At 57.5% G+C, this 18424-nt stretch carries 16 protein-coding genes; 8 read left to right on the top strand and 8 right to left on the bottom strand.

The genetic code is table 11. The features are described 5' to 3' along the window. Positions 1-56 precede the first annotated feature (56 nt). Positions 57-1988 carry a dynamin family protein gene (locus tag PL263_RS13420; protein WP_278209828.1) on the top strand — a complete coding sequence of 644 codons (1932 nt, stop codon included), beginning with the start codon at positions 57-59 and terminating at the stop codon, positions 1986-1988. A 28-nt stretch (positions 1989-2016) separates the two neighbouring features. Here the strand turns inward: PL263_RS13420 and ampD are convergent, their stop codons facing one another. After that, entirely contained in the window at positions 2017-2559 is a 543-nt protein-coding gene (gene ampD, locus PL263_RS13415) for a 1,6-anhydro-N-acetylmuramyl-L-alanine amidase AmpD (protein WP_140914126.1), read from the bottom strand. Positions 2560-2660: 101 nt separating this feature from the next. Between ampD and nadC the strand changes: the two genes are divergently transcribed. Beyond that, positions 2661-3488: a carboxylating nicotinate-nucleotide diphosphorylase gene (gene nadC / locus PL263_RS13410; RefSeq protein ID WP_278209827.1), complete on the top strand. Its 828-nt coding sequence runs from the start codon at positions 2661-2663 to the stop codon at positions 3486-3488. Positions 3489-3507: 19 nt separating this feature from the next. Here the strand turns inward: nadC and PL263_RS13405 are convergent, their stop codons facing one another. After that, positions 3508-4020, bottom strand: coding sequence for a hypothetical protein (locus PL263_RS13405; protein ID WP_140914124.1), 513 nt, complete (start codon positions 4018-4020; stop codon positions 3508-3510). A 245-nt stretch (positions 4021-4265) separates the two neighbouring features. On the opposite strand from PL263_RS13405, the gene PL263_RS13400 reads away from it, so the two are divergent. From PL263_RS13400 to PL263_RS13380, 5 genes are all read left to right on the top strand, one after another. Next, positions 4266-4868, top strand: coding sequence for a peroxiredoxin C (locus PL263_RS13400; RefSeq protein WP_278209826.1), 603 nt, complete (start codon positions 4266-4268; stop codon positions 4866-4868). Positions 4869-5047: 179 nt separating this feature from the next. After that, on the top strand, positions 5048-5620 hold the full coding sequence (locus PL263_RS13395) for a nucleotidyltransferase family protein (RefSeq protein ID WP_278209825.1): 573 nt from the start codon (positions 5048-5050) through the stop codon (positions 5618-5620). Between the two features lie 8 nt (positions 5621-5628). Then, on the top strand, positions 5629-6423 hold the full coding sequence (locus PL263_RS13390) for an XdhC family protein (protein ID WP_278209824.1): 795 nt from the start codon (positions 5629-5631) through the stop codon (positions 6421-6423). Positions 6424-6524: 101 nt separating this feature from the next. Continuing rightward, positions 6525-6992 carry a (2Fe-2S)-binding protein gene (locus PL263_RS13385; RefSeq protein WP_278209823.1) on the top strand — a complete coding sequence of 156 codons (468 nt, stop codon included), beginning with the start codon at positions 6525-6527 and terminating at the stop codon, positions 6990-6992. Beyond that, entirely contained in the window at positions 6989-9346 is a 2358-nt protein-coding gene (locus tag PL263_RS13380) for a xanthine dehydrogenase family protein molybdopterin-binding subunit (RefSeq protein WP_278209822.1), read from the top strand. Before PL263_RS13385 ends, PL263_RS13380 begins: the two co-directional genes overlap by 4 nt. Before the next feature lie 4 nt (positions 9347-9350). On the opposite strand, the gene PL263_RS13375 is transcribed toward PL263_RS13380, so the two are convergent. The 6 genes from PL263_RS13375 to PL263_RS13350 form a co-directional block, all read right to left on the bottom strand. Then, a complete protein-coding gene (locus tag PL263_RS13375) occupies positions 9351-10859 on the bottom strand; it encodes a YifB family Mg chelatase-like AAA ATPase (protein ID WP_278209821.1) in 1509 nt (502 codons plus the stop codon). 3 nt (positions 10860-10862) lie between these two features. Then, positions 10863-11114: an accessory factor UbiK family protein gene (locus PL263_RS13370; RefSeq protein ID WP_140914118.1), complete on the bottom strand. Its 252-nt coding sequence runs from the start codon at positions 11112-11114 to the stop codon at positions 10863-10865. 5 nt (positions 11115-11119) lie between these two features. Then, positions 11120-11704 (bottom strand): MarR family winged helix-turn-helix transcriptional regulator, encoded by a 585-nt coding sequence (locus PL263_RS13365; RefSeq protein WP_140914117.1) that lies wholly within the window; start codon positions 11702-11704, stop codon positions 11120-11122. 74 nt (positions 11705-11778) lie between these two features. Next, a complete protein-coding gene (locus tag PL263_RS13360) occupies positions 11779-13404 on the bottom strand; it encodes a hypothetical protein (protein WP_278209820.1) in 1626 nt (541 codons plus the stop codon). 11 nt (positions 13405-13415) lie between these two features. Beyond that, on the bottom strand, positions 13416-15158 hold the full coding sequence (locus PL263_RS13355) for an alpha/beta fold hydrolase (protein WP_278209819.1): 1743 nt from the start codon (positions 15156-15158) through the stop codon (positions 13416-13418). 23 nt (positions 15159-15181) lie between these two features. Beyond that, positions 15182-16939, bottom strand: coding sequence for a GMC oxidoreductase (locus PL263_RS13350; protein ID WP_278209818.1), 1758 nt, complete (start codon positions 16937-16939; stop codon positions 15182-15184). Between the two features lie 242 nt (positions 16940-17181). On the opposite strand from PL263_RS13350, the gene PL263_RS13345 reads away from it, so the two are divergent. Then, positions 17182-18411: an NADP-dependent isocitrate dehydrogenase gene (locus PL263_RS13345; protein ID WP_278209817.1), complete on the top strand. Its 1230-nt coding sequence runs from the start codon at positions 17182-17184 to the stop codon at positions 18409-18411. Positions 18412-18424: the final 13 nt, after the last annotated feature.

Below are 18424 nucleotides of genomic sequence, written 5' to 3'. Positions count from 1 at the left end.
CACTTAGCCGTTATTATTAGCCCTTACATCGAGTACAGTCAGCACAAAGGCGAGCAATGAGAACTCTGGAATTTAAAGAACAGTTGCACGAATACACGCATTGGCGTGAACAACTGATTCAAGGCATCGAGATGTATCGCGACTGGCGCAATCGGTATCGGTTTAACGACCCGCAAAGCACCGATACGTTGCTGAATATTTTGCAGGGCTTGCATAACGACCGTGTGACGCTGGCGTTTGTCGCCGAGTTTTCCCGCGGTAAAACCGAATTGATCAACTCGCTGTTCTTCGCCGAAACCGGCGTACGCCTGCTGCCGTCCTCGCCGGGACGCACGACGATGTCGCCCACCGAATTGTTTTGGGATGAGAAAGGCGGCAGTTACATCCGGTTGTTGAATATTGAAAGCCGTTTGGAAGACATTTCGCTGATGGACTATAAGCGTAACCCGGATCGGTGGACCCAAATCGATTTGAATTGCGACTCGCCAACCCAGATGCAAGAAGCCTTCCGTGAGTTGATTGCGACCAAAAAAGTGTCCAAGGATATGGCCGATAAGCTCGGGCTCTGGAACGAACGCGAAGCCGCCGAACAGGGCATCATCAACCCGGAAGCCGTGGAAGTCCCGTGCTGGCGTCACGCGATGATCAGCTTTCCGCATCCGCTGCTGAAGGAGGGATTGTGTATTCTGGATACCCCGGGCCTTAACGCATTGGGTACCGAGCCGGAGTTGACCCTGAGCATGTTGCCCAGCGCCCAGGCTATCGTTTTCGTGTTGGCGGCCGATACCGGCGTGACCAAAAGCGATTTGGAAATGTGGAAGAGCCACGTTTGCAGTTCCCGCGGTAACCGTCGCCAGGGCTTAGCGGTGGTGATGAATAAAATCGATTCGATGTGGGACGACTTGGCCGGAGAAACCGGTTACGAAGCCGCGATCCAGAAGCAGATCGAAACCTCGGCGACGATTCTAAACCTGGAAAAAGACGTAATTTTCCCGGTGTCCGCCAAGCAGGCATTGCTGGCAAAAGTCAAAGGCGACGAAGCCTTGTTGGAAAAAAGCCGGCTGCGGCAATTGGAGAACTACCTTTCCGAAGACATTTTGAATCAGCGTCGCGATATCCTGAAAGGTGTTGTGGACAAAGAGATCGGTTTCTTGATCAGCGAATCGGTGAAGCTGATGGATGCCAAGATCAATCACGCCCAGAAGCAGTTGGAAGAATTCAAGCAGGTCGATTTCGAAAATCAGGAGTTGACCGGCAAGTTGATGGCGGAAACCCGCGATCGGCAAAACACTTATATGGCGAATATCGAGAACTTTCAGGCCAGTCGCAAAGTGTTTGCCGTGCAGGCGAAAATGCTGATCGATTCGTTCGCAAAAGAGAAAATCGACGATATCATTCGCCGTACCAAAGAGGATATGAGCAAAAGCCTGACTACCTACGGCATGAAACAGAACATGCGCAAGTTGTTCGACGAGTTGCGCGACTTATTGCAGGATTCGGTGGATTTAACCGAGGAGACCCGGCGCCTGATCAAGGCAATTCACAAGAAATTCCAGGACGAATACGGTTTCAAGGAAATCGAGCCGCAGCTGTTTTCGATCAAACAGCATCAATTTGAATTGGAGCAGATTTTCGAGGAAGGCGAGGCGTTTCGCAATAGCGCCCGAACGACGATGACTGAGCAGAGCGTCGTGGTAAACAAGCTTTACAGCACGCTGATCGCCAAAGCCCGCAACATATTGCAGCAGGCGCAACGCGACGCCGTAACCTGGAGCAACAGCGTATTGTCGCCGTTGATGCACCAGATCAAAGACCACAAAAAGCAGATCGAAAGTCGGTTGATCATGCTGCGCAAAATTAACGAATCCAAAGGCGGTTTGGCGGAAAGTATCGCCCAATTGGAAGCCGAGTTGGGGCCGTTACAAACCCAGTACCAGGAATTGCTGGACATCATGAAATCGGTGCATTTGGCACCGCCCTCCGACTAGCTGTTTCGGCAGCGACTCGGCTATTGCGTCAGTTCAGTAAATCGTAAAAACGTTGCCAGTCGAACAATGGGCCGGGGTCGGCCTTGCGTAGCGGGGCAATGTCGCTGTGGCCGGCAATTCTTTGCGCTGATAAGCCAGGGTAGGTTGCCAGTAAGGTTTTGACTGCTTTGGCTAATTGTATGTACTGCGCGTCGGTGTAAGGTTGGGTTACCGAGCCTTCCAGCTCGATACCGATAGAGAAATCGTTACACCGTTCGCGGCCTTGATAATTCGAAACTCCGGCATGCCAGGCGCGGCGGTTGAAGGGCACATATTGCCGGATGCTGCCGTCGCGACGGATCAGCAAGTGAGCGGACACCTGCAGTTGGTAAATTGCCTGGAAATAAGGATCGCTGTCGGGGTCCAGCTGGTTGCAGAACAATTGATCGATATAGGGGCCGCCGAATTGTTCCGGCGGCAAGCTGATGCAATGAATGACCAGTAGCGAGATGTCTTGCGCATCAGGCCTGTCGTCGCAGTTCGGCGATGGGACTTGGTGGGCTTGGTCCAGGTAATGGTCTTGAATTTTCATCGATCTCGCTCAGGCAATCGCGGCATTGTACAGCGCCAGGCCGAACCTCGGTCACGGCTTTGTTTATAATGTCCGTTTTGTTTCAGACAATTCGATACGGCATGCAACCTGATCCCGCAGAAATTGACCGCTTTTTAGCCGAAGATATCGGTGATGGCGATTTGACCGCCAATATCATTCCCGAAGCGATACAAGCCAGCGCGACAGTTGTCACTCGCGAGAACATGGTGTTATGCGGTAGCGCTTGGTTCGATGCCGTGTTCGAACGGCTTAGCCCGCAGTTGATGATCGAATGGGTGGTTAGCGACGGCGATTGGGTGGCCGCCGATACGGTACTGTGCCGCCTGAGCGGTCCGGCGAGAGCTCTGTTGACTGGAGAACGTACTGCGCTGAATTTACTGCAAACCCTGTCCGCCACAGCCAGCGTCGCCCGCGAATATGCCAATGCGGTGGCCGGCACCGGCTGTAAAGTGTTGGATACGCGCAAAACCTTGCCCGGCTTGCGGCTGGCGCAAAAATACGCGGTCCAGTGTGGTGGCTGTTTCAATCACCGGATCGGCTTGTTCGATGCCATTTTGATCAAGGAGAACCACATTTTGGCCGCCGGGTCCATAGCGGAAGCGGTGCGTGAAGCCAGGAGTCAGGCAAGCGTGCCGGTAGAGGTTGAGGTGGAAAATCTGGACGAGCTTGAGCAGGCTTTGGCGGCAAGGCCCGATAGGGTCATGCTGGACAACTTTAGCGTGGCGGAACTGGTGGCGGCGGTCAGTCGCAATCAAGGCCAAGTCGAATTGGAAGCTTCCGGCAATATCACGCTGCAAAATATCCGTAGTGTCGCTGAGACCGGAGTCGATTTTATTTCGATCGGCGCACTGACCAAAAATATCAAAGCGGTGGATTTATCGATGCGCATCGACATGCGCATCGGCTGATCCGATCTCGCAAGTTTGGTCAGTTGACCGCGTTCAGCATCTCGTTTTCGTAGAGCCGCAATTTTTTCCAGTTGGCGAATTTGCTGTCGTCGAATTGCGCATCGTGGTCGATGGCGTGTTCGTAGCAGCTACGGAACAGGCGAGCGGTTCTGAAGGCATGCAATTCGTCGTCTGCAGTGACCGTTTCGACATTGCCTACCTGGAAGGTTTTGTTGCGGGATTTGCTGTCTTTGACCCAGAACACCGTGTAACAAAGATAGCTTTTGTCCTTCCGATGGTCGAATTTGATTGTTCTGGAAACGCCGGTCACGCCGGTGGTTGTTTTATTTTTCGGCGGTTTCAAGAAACGGGTCTTACTGCCTTTCAGCACCACCAGCATCTGGTCGCGCCAAGTGATGGCGGCCTTCAGTGACTTGGTTTTGCTGCCCCACAATTTGTGAGAAAAATAACGGCTGCTCTCTTTGCCGCGGCGGACGATGCGGACTTGAAAGCCGAATGCGTCGGGTTCAGTGATGTGTTTTACTTTTGCCATACGTTGTAAACCAGGTGTTTGACAACAGCCCGCATAATGGTGAATAACAATGTACGCAGACCGTCTGTTATTTATGTAAGCCGTGGATTACACGTTAGCGCGAAATTTACTGTCTTGCAAGCGGAATTTGATGGGATTATTGGCCGATTACCAACTATTTTAGTGTAGAATAGGGTTCAGCCTTCTCGCAGAGGCGGAAAAAAGGTCTTAACCTTCTGTTTTATAAATAAATATGGAGAAATTCGATGAGCGTTTTAGTAGGTAAGCAAGCCCCTGATTTTACAGTTCCTGCGGTGTTGGGCGATGGCCAAATTGTTGATTCTTTCAGCTTTTCTGAAGCAACTCGTGGCAAGTATGCGGTACTTTTCTTCTATCCGCTGGACTTCACTTTCGTTTGCCCTAGCGAATTGATCGCTTTGGATCACCGTATCGACGAATTCAAAAGCCGCGGCGTCGAAGTCATCGGCGTTTCCATCGATTCGCATTTCACCCACAACGCCTGGCGTAACACTCCGGTCAACCAAGGCGGTATCGGCCCGGTCCGTTATACCCTGGCGGCCGACCTGAAACATACGATCGCACAAGACTACGATGTCGAATCCGCCATCGGCGTGGCTTATCGCGGTAGCTTCCTGATCGACAAGGCCGGCGTAGTACGTCACCAAGTGGTTAACGATCTGCCGCTGGGCCGTAATTTCGACGAGATGCTGCGCATGGTCGACGCGCTGCAATTCCACGAAGAGCACGGCGAAGTCTGCCCGGCCGGTTGGAACAAAGGCGACGCCGGTATGAATGCCAACCCAGCGGGTGTGGCTGAATATCTGAGCAAAAATGCTGACAAATTGTAAGCGTTAGCCGGCATCGAAAAGCAGGGCGTATCGTTTCGGTGATACGCCTTTTTTTTGCCCTGAAGAATTTGCAGAGGCGGTGAGCCAACTGCACTAGCCAGCCGAATTATTGCTTGCCTGTCTGACCAATGCTAAGGTGCCGCGAATGGCATGTGATTCGACTCGACCTTAAACGGCGGATGGCGCAAATTACCGGAATACTACTGGCGGCGGGAGCGAGCCGACGCTTCGGCGGCGATAAACTCAGTTATACCCTTCCCAACGGCTCAGCCGTTGCCGAGCAAGCGTGTCGTAATTTAGGTCAAGCCGTGGATCGGGTGTTAGCCGTGGTGCGTCCAGGGGCCGATGTTGTCGCCGAGGCGCTGAAAGCAGCTGGAGCTCGGGTTGTGGTCTGCGCAGAAGCCGATAGCGGCATGGGCGCCAGTTTGGCTTGCGGGGTTGCGGCCAGCGCCGATGCCGATGCCTGGCTGGTCGCTTTAGCGGACATGCCGTGGATTGCGCCGCAAACCGTTGCTTCGGTAGTGGACGCGTTGCGAAACGGCGCGGCAATCGCTGCTCCCTGCCGACAAGGCCGGCGCGGCCATCCGGTCGGATTTGCCCGGCATTTGGCCGCCGATTTGCTCGCTTTGCATGGCGATAACGGGGCGAAGAGCATAATCGAGCGCTACCGGGCGCAATTGCAATTGGTCGAAGTCGCCGATCCCGGTATTCTGCGCGATATCGATACGCCGACCGATCTTATCCAACTATAAAAAACCGCGTGATTCCCGACATACTCGACTTGCAACTTTCGTTGCGCAAACAACGCCAGCCTTACGTTTTGGCCACCGTTACCGAAATTCTGGGTTCGTCATCGGCAAAGCCGGCGGCGAAGGCGTTGTTGGATCACGACGGCAAGGTCTTGGCCGGTTGGGTTGGCGGCGGCTGCGCGCAGTCCATGGTGGCTCGCGCCGCGTTGGAGTGTCTGAAAACGGGAGAGCCGTGCGTGATCGATATTGATTTGAACGATGAAATATTCGGCGCCGGCATGCCTTGCGGCGGCGCGATGCGGGTGTACGTGGAGCCGGTGCTGCCCAAGCCGCAGCTTTGGTTACTGGGCCACGGCCGCATCGTCGAGGCGGTGTGCGAATTTGCCCATCGGCTTGGCTTCGACGTGATCGTCGACGACCCGCAAGCTTGCGCCGACCGCTTCCCGGCTGCGACCAGGCTGATCGATGATGATGTCCGCTACCGCCAACTTCAGCCCGGTTCTGGCGATTTCGTTGTGATCGCAACCCACCATAAAGGCGATTACGATGCGCTGAGCCAGGCTTTGCATTCCCAAGCCTGTTACATCGCGCTGGTTTCCAGCCGGAAAAGGGCGAAATTGGTGCTGGATCGACTGGCTGGCGAGGGCTTCTCTCAGACTACATTAGCCGCAGTCAGAGCGCCGGCCGGCCTGGATTTGGCGGCGAAATCGCCGGAAGAGATCGCCTTGTCCATCGTCAGCGAAATGGTCGCGCTTCGTCGCGGCGGTAGCGGCTTGCCGCTGAGTCGGGCCATAGCACCGGCCTGATCCGCCGACCTTTACCGGTCGCAAGCCGGCGTGTAACATCCTCGGCCAATTCCGGTGTAGCCACGTTCTTACCGCGTCCAACGAACCCAGGGGAGTGCCAGATGACCATACTCAACATCAACGGCAAAAGCCGAAAAACCCATTTGCCGCCCGACACGCCGCTATTGTGGCTGTTACGCGACGAATTGGGCTTGACCGGCACCAAGTTCGGTTGCGGTATCGCCATGTGCGGAGCTTGTACTGTACATATGGACGGCCAGCCGATCCGCGCTTGCGTGACGCCGATTTCGGCCGCAGAGGGCAAAGCCATCGTTACCATAGAGGCCATAGCTCAGGACGCCGTCGGTAAGAAGGTGCAGGATGCCTGGCTGGATTTATGCGTGCCGCAATGCGGTTATTGCCAATCGGGCCAGATCATGGCCGCGACTGCGTTGCTGAAGCAAAAGCCGCAGCCCGACGATGCCGACATCGACAAAGCCATGAGCGGCAATATCTGCCGTTGCGGTACCTACCCTAGAATCAGGGCCGCGATCAAACAGGTCGCTGCTAAAGCGGAGGTGCAGCCATGAACCGTTTGGCTCAGGATCTTGAGACTTCCGGCGTCAGCCCGGCCGACATCGATGGCTTTGAAATTGCCAACATCAGCCGCCGCGAGTTTTTGAAGGATTTAGCCTTGACCGGCTTGGTGTTGGCGGCCGGGGTGCCGCAGCTTTTGCAAGCCGACGAAACCGCCGCACCGGCGCAAGCCGAAAAGTTCGGCGCCGAGGCGATGCCGCATGGCTGGGTCGATAATCCTTTGGTATTCGTCGCGATTGCCGCCGACGGCGCCGTGACCATCGTCTGCCACCGCTCGGAAATGGGTCAGGGGGTGCGCACCAGTCTGCCGATGGTGGTCGCCGACGAAATGGAAGCCGATTGGGAGCGGGTCAAGGTGGTGCAAGCGCCCGGCGACGAGGTGCGCTTCGGCAACCAGGATACCGACGGCTCGCGCAGCACCCGCCACTTTTTTCAGCCGATGCGCCGGGTTGGCGCCGCCGCTCGGCAGATGCTGGAAACCGCAGCGGCCCGACATTGGCGGGTGGCGATCAGCGAAGTGCGGGCCGAGCGCCACGCCGTTTTGCATATACCGACCGGCCGCACCCTGGATTACGGCGCATTGGCCAAAGCTGCCGCGAAATTGCCGGTACCGGCGCGCGATAGCCTGCGCTTGAAAACTGCCGACCAGTTTCGTTACATCGGCAAGGGCAAGCAAGGTTTGTACGACGGTCGGGACATCGTGTCCGGCGCGGCGCAATACGGTATCGATATTCATTTGAAAGATATGCTGTATGCCGTTGCCGCGCGGCCGCCGGTGCTGGGCGGTAAAGTGGTGAGCTACGACGCCAGCGCGGCCATGAAAGTCCCCGGTGTGGTTAAAGTCGTGGAATTGCCGAGCAGTCCGTTGCCGGCCGATTTCAATCCGCTGGGCGGCGTTGCGGTGATTGCGCGCAATACCTGGGCGGCGATCCAGGGCCGTAAGGCCTTGAAGATCGAATGGGACCACGGGCCGCACGCCGGCTACGATTCCGCCGCTTACAAGGCCGAATTGGAGGCAGCGGTGCGGGCGCCGGGCAAAGTGGTGCGGAACGAGGGCGACGTCGATATAGCGTTGCAAAATGCGGCCAAACGCCTGGAAGCCGAATATTACGCGCCGCATCTGGCGCAGGCGCCGATGGAGCCGCCGGCCGCGACGGTGCGTATCGCCAACGGCGCCTGCGAAGTCTGGACCTGCACCCAAGCGCCGCAACTGACTCGCGAGCGCGTCGCCAAATGGTTGAAGTTGCCGGTGGCGAAAGTCACGGTGCACGTCACGCTGCTCGGCGGCGGATTCGGCCGCAAGTCCAAACCGGACTACGTGATCGAAGCGGCTTTGTTGTCCAAGGCAATGCGCGGCAAGCCGGTGAAGATGACTTGGACTCGCGAAGACGATCTGCGCCATTCCTATTTCCATACCGTGTCGCTGGAGCGGCTGGAGGCCGGCCTGGATGCCGCCGGCAAGCCGGTGGCTTGGCTGCACCGCACCGCGGCGCCGTCGATCTCGTCGACCTTCGGTCCCGACAGCAAACAGCAGATGCCGGTGGAACTGGGCATGGGCGTTATCAATAACCCGTTCGCGATTCCGAACTTGCGGATCGAAAATCCGCCGGCCGCCGCGCATACCCGGATCGGCTGGTTTCGTTCGGTGTCGAATATTCCGCGCGCGTTCGCGATTCAATCCTTCGTCGCCGAACTGGCCGCCGCGGCCGGACGCGACCACCGCGATTTTCTGCTGGAACTGCTCGGTCCGGATCGCCGGATCGATCCGCGCGACCTGAAAGACATGTGGAACCAGGGCGAATCACCGGTTTTGTATCCGCTGGATACCGGGCGTTTGCGGCGGGTGATCGAAACCGCAAGCCGCGAGTCCGGCTGGGGCCGGCCGGCTCAAGCCGGCCGCGGTTTGGGGCTGGCGGCGCATTACAGCTTCGTTACCTACGTGGCGGTGGTGGTTGACGTTGCCGTCGATGTCGGCGGCAAACTCAGCATTCCGCGGGTCGATATCGCCGTGGATTGCGGGCCGCAAGTCAATCCGGAACGGATTCGCTCGCAATTGGAGGGGGCCTGCATCATGGGCGTCAGCTTGGCGACGCTGGGCGAGATCAGCTTCAAGGACGGTGCGGTAGTGCAGGATAATTTTCATACCTACCAATTGACCCGGATCGACGATGCCCCGCGCGAAATTCGGGTGCATTTGCTGCCGTCGGCGGAATACGACGCGCCGCTCGGTGGCGTCGGCGAACCCGGCGTGCCGCCGATCGCGCCGGCCTTGTGCAATGCGATTTTCGCCGCCACCGGCCAGCGCATCCGCGAGTTACCGATTCGCGACCAATTGTTGAAGGATTGAAGCGCTAGCGGTTGCGGTCCAGTTTACGGTAGCCGATCGCTTCGCTGAGGTGGGGGATTTCGATTGTCTTTGCGTCGGCCATGTCGGCGATAGTGCGGGCCAGTTTCAGGATGCGATGGTAGGCGCGATGCGACAAGCCGAATTTCTCCATGGCCTGCTCCAGCAATTGGTGGCCGGCGTCCGTCAGTTTGCATACGACTTTGACTTCGGCAGCGGTCAGTGCCGCGTTGGGTTTACCGCTGCGGGCATCAGCGATTTGCCGGGCCGCGACTACCCGGCGGCGGATGGTTTCGCTGCGTTCCTCGCCTTCCGCCGCGCCTTTGCGCAACATTTCCAGCGAGACTCGCGGCACTTCCAGGTGCATGTCGATCCGGTCCAGCAACGGCCCGGAGACTCGCGCCCGGTAGCGGGCGACTTGCTCCGAGGTGCAGCGGCAGCGGCCGGAAGCGTCCCCCAGATAGCCGCACGGGCACGGGTTCATCGCCGCAATCAGTTGGAATCGGGCCGGAAAATCGGCTTGGCGATTGGCGCGGGATATCGTGATATGGCCGGTTTCCAGCGGTTCGCGCAACACTTCCAGCACTTTGCGGTCGAATTCGGGCAGTTCGTCCAAAAACAGCGCGCCGTTATGCGATAGCGAAATTTCGCCGGGTTTGGGGTTGCTGCCGCCGCCGACCAGGGCTGCGGCCGACGCGGTATGATGCGGTGCCCGAAACGGCGGTTGCCGCCAGCGGCCGATGTCCAGACCATGGTCGCTGATCGAGGCGAGCGCGGCGGTTTCCTGGGCTTGTTGTTCGGTCAGTTCCGGCAGAATGGTCGGCAGCCGCGCTGCCAGCATCGATTTGCCGGTGCCTGGCGGGCCGAGCATCAGCAGATTATGTTGACCGCTGGCCGCGATTTCCAACGCCCGTTTGACGTGGTACTGGCCGTGAACGTCGGCGAAGTCGACTACAAAGGCCGCGGCGGTGCTGATTGTGCTCGGGGCGGGCGGTTCGATTGGTTTGTGTCCGCTCAAATGCGCGCAAACTTCCAGCAAATGTGCGGCCGGCAATAAGCCGGCGTCTTTGATTAAACTCGCCTCGGCAACGCAGCCAACTGGCAGAATCAGTTGCCTGTGCGCGTCGCGGCAATGAATCGCCACTGGCAAGGCGCCGGGTATCGGCCGTAGCTCGCCACCCAGCGACAATTCGCCGATGCACTCGTATTCGGCCAACGAATTCTTCGGGATCTGGCCGGACGCGGCCAAAATCCCCAAGGCGATAGCCAAATCGAAGCGGCCGCCCTCTTTGGGCAGGTCGGCCGGCGCCAGATTGACGGTGATGCGTTGGATCGGAAATTCGAAATGCGAGTTGACGATCGCGCCGCGTACCCGATCCTTGCTTTCCTTCACCGCGGTTTCCGGCAAGCCGACGATGTTCAGCGCCGGCAAACCGTTGCTGACGTGGACCTCCACCGTTACCAACGGCGCGTCGATGCCGGACCGGCCCCGGCTGTAAACCACGGCCAGCGACATCGCTTATTCTGGCGACAGGCGCTGTTCCAGTTCGGCGATGCGTTGTTCCAGCTCTTCCAGGCGGGCGCGGGTTTTCGCCAACACGGCCTTTTGTACTTCGAATTCTTCGCGGCTGACCAGATCCAGTTTTGCCAAGCCGCTTTGCAGCAAGGCGTGGACGTTTTTTTCGACATCGTCCTTCAGGTTGGTCAGGCCGGGCGGAATTGCGCCGGCGATGCGCTCGGCTAAATTATCAATGGCTTTGGGATCGAACATGGTCATCACTCGTGGTCAATAAAGGGGTTGGGTGTCGGTAAATGGTCTCGGCAAATCTTGTCGGTATCATCCCGGTCTAGCGGTTGTTCGGTCAAGCCGCACTGGTAATGGTGCTGTTCCACTCGGAAATAATGGCAGGAACGGCATAAACCGAAACTTTTGGATTGGTTGACTTTTTGCAATAAGCCTAGCGCATTTTGCAAGGCCTCGCCCACACTGTCCACTTCCTGGCGGCTGATACGCGATTCGGCTTGCTTGAAGATGTCCAGCGGCTTCAATTCGTCGACCAAGCGTTTGCCGCTGGCAGTCAGGCTTAAATGGAAGATACGGCCGTCCAGCGTGTCGACCGACTTTTCCAAATACTGTTTGCGTTCCAGAATTTGGATGCTCTGCGACACGGTGCCCTTGGTCAGGCCCAGATATTCGGCAACCGCCGTATGCGTATTGCTGTAGCGGTTGCAGCGTGCCAAATATTCCAGAACCTGGCCGTGGACCGGTTGTAAGCCGATGGTTGCGTATTTTCGGCGTTCTTCCGAACGCAGTATGGCGCTGATCCGTTCGATCAGCTTGAAGGTTTCTAATTCATGCATCGGCCCGATTCTAACACAGGCCGGCCGGGCAGCCTTGAACTGCGGCCGGTCTGTGTCGGATAAACAGGCTTACATTAGTCGAGTTTGTCCATTTGGTCGCTCCAGTTGAGGTTATCGCGGACAAAATAACGGTATTCCGCCTGTTTTTGCAGATTCAACACGTAAAGCGAACGGCCGATGCCGCGCCGGCGGTAACCACCGTTTTCCTTGTCGACGATTTGGTCGCGCCAGGCGCCGAAATTGACGTAGGTGAAGTTCTTGCGGGTCGGGCTGTCGATGTCGGCCTCGGCTTGCAGCGGGATATGGGTATGCCCCTCGCCGTGGATTTGGAAGCCCTGTTGCAATAGTGCTTCTTGAAAGGTCGGAAAGGCCAGCAAGTTTTTCAAACTGGCGCCGTCCTCGCTGTACACCGAGCTAGGCCGGATTCGTTCCAGCCAGTCCAGCACTTTCAGGACGCCACGCACGAACTGCAATTGAATGCGGTACATCAGGAAGGATTCGGTGAATTTCAACCAGTATCTGGCCAGCGTCAAACCCAGGCGTTGCGAGCTCGGAGCGCTGGCCAGGGTATAGTCCCAATTCAGCCAGTCCTTCAAGGCGCGGAACAGCTGGTTTTCGATGATGTCGCGAATCCTGGCGTCGGTCGACGAACGGCTGGTTTCGTGCAGTATCCGGCTTACTGCGGCCGAACTGGGTCGGTACAGGTCCAACTCGTCCAAAATCCGGATGATGCGGGCCAGATCGGGCGGGGCTGCCGCGGGCGTTTTGAATGCTTTCTCCAGCTCATCCTTGCTGCGCCAGATAAAGGTGGATAATACGCCGGCCGCCACGGTATCGCCGAAACAGGCTTCGGTGAACGGCCGGTAATTCAGCTTTTGCCAGGTTTTTGCTGCCCATCCGTCCTGGGTGTTCCAACCCGGCAGGCTGTCGGTGGCGGCGATGGCTAGACAATTGGCCCGGTCGCGCCACTGGCCGTGAGTGACGAACAGTCGCAAATCGGTGTCACCCCAGTAAAACGGCAGCCACGGCACGCTGTCGGCTGCGGTAAAGCGCTCGGGGTCGCCGAAGTACATGTTGCCGATCCAGGCCCGGTATGCCGGTGTGAGTTCGCCAAGCGGCTGCCCCAGACAGTCTTCGTAAAACCGCTTCAGAATATCGGGATCGGCGAATATTTCCTTGTCGTGGTTGCCGAGCAATACCAGCACTTCCACCGTCGTAGGCGTGGTATCGGCACTGGTATTGAGCTTGCGTTTGGTTTTTTGGGCCTCGAGCAATTGCTTGGGAAGAGCTTTCAGGTGGTAGAAAAAACCGCCTGAATGCTCGCCTTTTGCCGGTGGCCGGTCGTGCAGAAGCAGAATCCCGTCCATGATCTTATGCAGGCATTCCTTGAATTCCGGCTTGCTGCGTTGCCACGGGTAAACTCCGGCTTTGGCCCAAACCGAGGTGCGGATCATATCCACGACATCGCCGTCCAATATCAGCGTCAATTGGTCGATGTGCTGGTTTTCGCAGGTGTCGGCCAGGTCGGAGAAAAAATCGGCCCAGACTGTTTCTTCGGCGCTTTGGGTGCCGACCGTGCCGTCGGTGAAATGGACGTCGCTAATTACGACGCAGAGCCGGTTCGAGGCCGTGCCGGAACCGGACGTTGCCGGTTGCAGCGTATCCAGCGTCAGCTGCAGATCTTCTTGGGTGATTGCCATGGTCGTATGCCTCAATTCCGGTGTTTGTTCAAAAATTCCACGAAGCGCGGAAACACGTCTTGCGCGGCGTTCTTACCCATGATGACGTCGGCATGGCCGTAGTCCGGGATCACGGCCAGCTCGTGGCGGCCCGGTACGATTTTTTCCAGGCGCTGGTGGCAGACGATGTTGGAGTCGCGGAACAGAGCGTTGTCCTGGCCGGCGACCAGCAGGCACGGGGTCTGGATGTCGGCGGCGTCGGCCAGATAGTTGTCCGGCAGGCTGCGGTAGCGCGGTTCGTTGGGCAGATACTTGACGGCGGTGTTGCCGGCGTTGACCATCTTCAACACGTGGCGGTAGTAATTGACTGAGCTGCCGCCGAACAGGTCGCCGCAGCGGCGGTGGGTGACGTCGTGCAGATTCTCGTGTTTGTACAGTACCGGAAAACCCCAGCCCCACATGAAACTCAGCATGTGGCATTCCGGCGAATCGCATTCGTGGTGGAAGGCCGAGATCGCCATCGCCAGCAATTTGCCGGCGCCGAAGCCGGGGTCGCGCCGCCAATGCGGATTCAGATAATCCACGCCCAAAATGTAATCGGCGGCCAACGGCCCCAAGTACAGTTTGATCTTGGCCGGTAGCGGCACGCACGGCGTCAGCGATACGCCGTTGGCGATCAGGCTGCGAATGCCGGTGACGGCTTTGCCGAACAGGCTCATACTGAACGCCAACGCACCGAAGCAATGGCTGATCACATGGATCCGCGCATCCGGACCGACGGCTTGGCGCACGGTCGAGATCGCCGCCGGCATGTCGTACAAGGCCAGATCGTCGACGTTGTAGCGGTGGCGTTGCAGGTTGTACGAGTAGCGGTTGCTGATTCGGCCGTCCAGGGTCCAGACGTCGGTAAAGCCCTGATCCAGCAGATAGCTGGTCAGGTTGTAATGTTCCGGCATGATGAACATGTCGCTGGCGGCAGTCAGGCCCGGAACCAGAACCACCACGTCTTTGCTCGGCGCCCGCTTGAAGCGCAACAGGCTCAAGCCCAGTCGGTCGGCGGTGGTGAACGGGTGGGTCGAGACTTCGGCATCCTTGACGCCTTCCAGCGTATACAACGGAATTTCGCGGACGAAGGCGCCCATTTTCGGCGTCAGCGCCGGTTTATAGACTTCCCACAAGGCGCCGAGGAAAAAGCCGCCGAAGCGTTCCACGGCGTGCAGCCGGTCGGCTAAGGTATCGCCGCTGGCGCGGATCGTGGTCAATTGTTTGGCGAAGTCCATGATCTCGATGTGCAGGATACCGGTGGCGTAGACCTTGGCTTTGGCTTTCTGGTCGGCTTCGACGTGGCCTTTGAACAGGTTGGTGAACAAGGTCGTGGTGTCGGCCCACAGATCCGGCCCGACATTGTCCTGGATTTGTTTGGCGCCGCTCAGCGTCAGCTTTTGGCCGTTGCTGTCGGTGAAAAACAGCCGGTACAGCATTTGTTTGCGGTTGGCGTCGGCACTGTCGACGAACAGGTTGAACACGCCCTGGTCGACAGTGCGACGGCCGCCGACCAGATCGCCTTCCACCCAGCCGATAGCGGCGGCCTGGTGGCGATCGTTATCCAAAAACGTATCCAGATCATCGCTCTGGATGGTCAGATGAAACATGAAGTAATGGCCGTCGGTCTTGCCTTGGTCGTAACCGTCTTGAAATGCAGTTTGGCCGGGGCTGAGGTAGCCTTTCATTTCTTCGGTGAATTCGAACGAAGTTTTTGCGGTGGAGTCAGTCATGTCTGTGTCCTCTGGCGATGGGGCTACACGCCCAGGCTGGCGTCGGGTGAGATGCCGGTGATGCCTTCGGCAATCCACTCGGCAGTAGCGGAAATGGTGGCGATCGGATTGGCGCCGACTGCGCTTGGCAGGATGGAGCCGTCGGCTACGTATAGGCCTTGGTAACCGAAGGCCTGGCCCCGGCTGAGCGGGGCGGCGGAGACTACGCCTTTCTCCGCCGAGTCGGCCAGGATACAGCCGCCCAACGGATGCACCGTTACGTTGTGTTTGACCGGCAACTCCCAAGTCGGCAATGGCAAAAACAGCTTGCCTTTGATAAAGGCGTTAAAGCGTTTGCCGGTGTCGAGAATGGCCTGATACAGGCCCATGCTGGTGTCTTGCGGCCAGTCCAGGTCGATGCGGCCTTCTTGGTTCAGGGTCAGGGTGCCGTCGCCGTTATCCAATCCCATGCAGAGCAGCACGCCGCTTTTCGAAGACAAGTCGTCTTTCAGGATTTCGTGCAGCGAAAAGCCCAGTGAGCCGTTCCAGATACCGTTGACCAGATATTTTTTCAGCCAGGCAATGAATGCCTTCGCCGCACGGACCAGTTTACGCAACAGACTGGTCGGGAAGGCGCCTTCGATATACCAAGCCAATGTGGCCGGGTAAGAGGCGTCTTCCATTATGAAGGCCCGGTTGCGCTGGAAACGGTCGAACAGGTGGTAGTCGGTGTATTGGGTTATCACCGGGCCATAGTTCGGATCGGCGTCCTTTTTGCCTTCGATTGCGAACGACAGAAAATCGCCGTTGCCGGAAAACCAGCGGCCCAGTTGCGCGCTTAATTTCGGCAACGTGCCGAATACGTCGCGGCAGCGCAGCAATAGCTCGTTGGTGCCGAAGGTGCCGGCCGATACGACCACGCGCCGCGCGGTAACGCTTTGCAATGTGTCTGCTTCCAGATCGCGGAACTCAACCCGATAGCCGTGTTCGCCGCCCGCTTGCGGGTCGTCGCGGCCGTCGGCACCGAGCGGGACGATTTTCTCGGCTTGGCGGTCGGTCTGGATCTGGCCGCCGTGGTGGTGTTCGCCGGCGTAGAGGTAGTTCAGGTCCAGTGTGTTCTTGGAATGGGTGTTGCAGCCGATATCGCACTCGCCGCAGTAGGTGCAGGAGGTTTGAGTGGCGCCGTAGCGGTTTTTCTCCTGGAGGCCGATGGCCAGTGGTTGCTCCCGGCCGTTGTAGCTGTAATCGTTGCCGAAAAATACGCAAATGTCGGCCAGCTTACTGGTGCGGTTGTCGTGGGCGGCGAATTCCTGAAACAGTTCGGTGCGGACGATTTGGCGGCGCGGATCGGATTGCCAGGACGGTACCGGCCGCGCGCCAAGCACTTGCTTGGCCACCTGATAGTAGGGCTTTAGCGTGTCTTGGTTTATCGCCGCGGGCCAGCCTTGTTCGAAGACTTGGGCCGGTGGCTCCAAAAACACGTTGGCATAAATCAGCGAGCCGCCGCCCAGGCCGGCCGAAATCACCGCATCCATTTTTTTGTAGTTGCGGATGTCGAACAGCCCCCGCAACTTCTTATCCTGAATGTGCTTGGGCCGCTTCACCGCGTTGCCGTCGATGCTCCAGAAGCTGTCGGCAATTTGTTTCGGCGAGCGGGCGAAAGACGCCATCGGGTAGCGCCGTCCGCGTTCTAACAGCAAGACCTTGCTGCCCCATTTCTGCGCCAAGCGGCAAAAACTGATGGAGCCGCCGAAGCCGCTGCCTATGATGATGGCTTCGTAATCTAAATCCGGACCGGCCATTGATACCTCCTCGAGAAAGATTTTTTTATTATTATCGGGATTAGCCGAGTCCGCTTGTTAACTAGTTAACTTGCAAAAAGCCCAATATTACAAAGCCTTGCACAATGGTCAGCCGACGCGGCCGAGCCAGTATAGACCAATTGACAATTGACTTCGACGATTAACTGTGGACTTGTCAGGCGCCGATTCGGAGAGACGGCGTTATACTGCAAGCTCGATTAGTAATGCGTCAGGAGCAGGGTATGCAGAAAATAAAGGTGAATAATCCGGTAGTGGAAATCGACGGCGACGAGATGACCAGGATTATCTGGCGTTTCATCAAGGACAAACTGATCCTGCCTTATCTGGAATTGCCGATCGAATATTACGATTTGGGTATCGAGCACCGTGACGCCACCGACGACCAGGTGACAATCGATGCCGCCAACGCGATTAAAAAACACGGCGTCGGCATCAAATGCGCGACGATTACGCCGGACGAAGCCCGTGTCGAAGAGTTTGGTTTGAAAAAAATGTACAAATCGCCGAACGGCACGATTCGCAACATCCTGGACGGTACCGTATTTCGCGAACCTATCATCTGCAAAAACGTGCCGCGGCTGGTGCCGAACTGGACCCAGCCGATTTGTATCGGCCGGCATGCCTTCGGCGACCAATACCGCGCCACCGATTTTGTCACCAAGGGCAAAGGCAAATTGACGATCAGTTTTAAACCGGACGACGGCGGCCCTGAACAAAGCTACGAGGTCTACCATTTCGCCGGCGACGGTGTGGCGCTGGCGATGTACAACACCGACGAATCGATCGCCGGCTTCGCCCGTAGCTGTTTCAACGTCGCGCTGGACCGGGGCTGGCCGTTATACCTGTCCACCAAAAACACCATCCTGAAAAAATACGACGGCCGCTTCAAGGACATCTTCGAAGACATTTACCAAACCGAATACAAAGCCCAATTCGCCGCCAAAGGTATTGTTTACGAGCACAAATTGATCGACGACATGGTCGCGTCGGCCTTGAAATGGAACGGCGCTTTCGTCTGGGCCTGTAAAAATTACGACGGCGACGTGCAATCGGATACCGTCGCCCAAGGTTTCGGTTCGCTGGGGTTGATGACTTCGACGCTGGTAACGCCGGACGGTATGATCATGGAGGCCGAAGCCGCACACGGCACCGTTACTCGCCATTACCGGATGCACCAGCAGGGCAAGCAGACTTCGACCAATCCGATCGCGTCGATCTTCGCCTGGACCCGCGGCCTGGCCTTTCGCGGCAAACTGGACGGCAACGCTCAACTGATCGATTTTTGCCACACGCTGGAAAAGGTCTGCGTCGATACCGTCGAGTCCGGGCTGATGACCAAAGATTTGGCGGTATGCATACATGGCGACGCGGTCGACGATTCGCAATATTTAACCACCGAGGCTTTTTTGGCGGCATTGCAAACCAATCTGGAGCGCAGTTTGGAGTTGTAACCGATTTCCGATT

Source organism: Methylomonas sp. EFPC3 (assembly GCF_029643245.1).
GTDB classification, from domain to species: domain Bacteria; phylum Pseudomonadota; class Gammaproteobacteria; order Methylococcales; family Methylomonadaceae; genus Methylomonas; species Methylomonas koyamae_B.
Note: the sequence above shows the minus strand (reverse complement) of the source record. Positions and strands in the feature narration are given on the sequence as shown.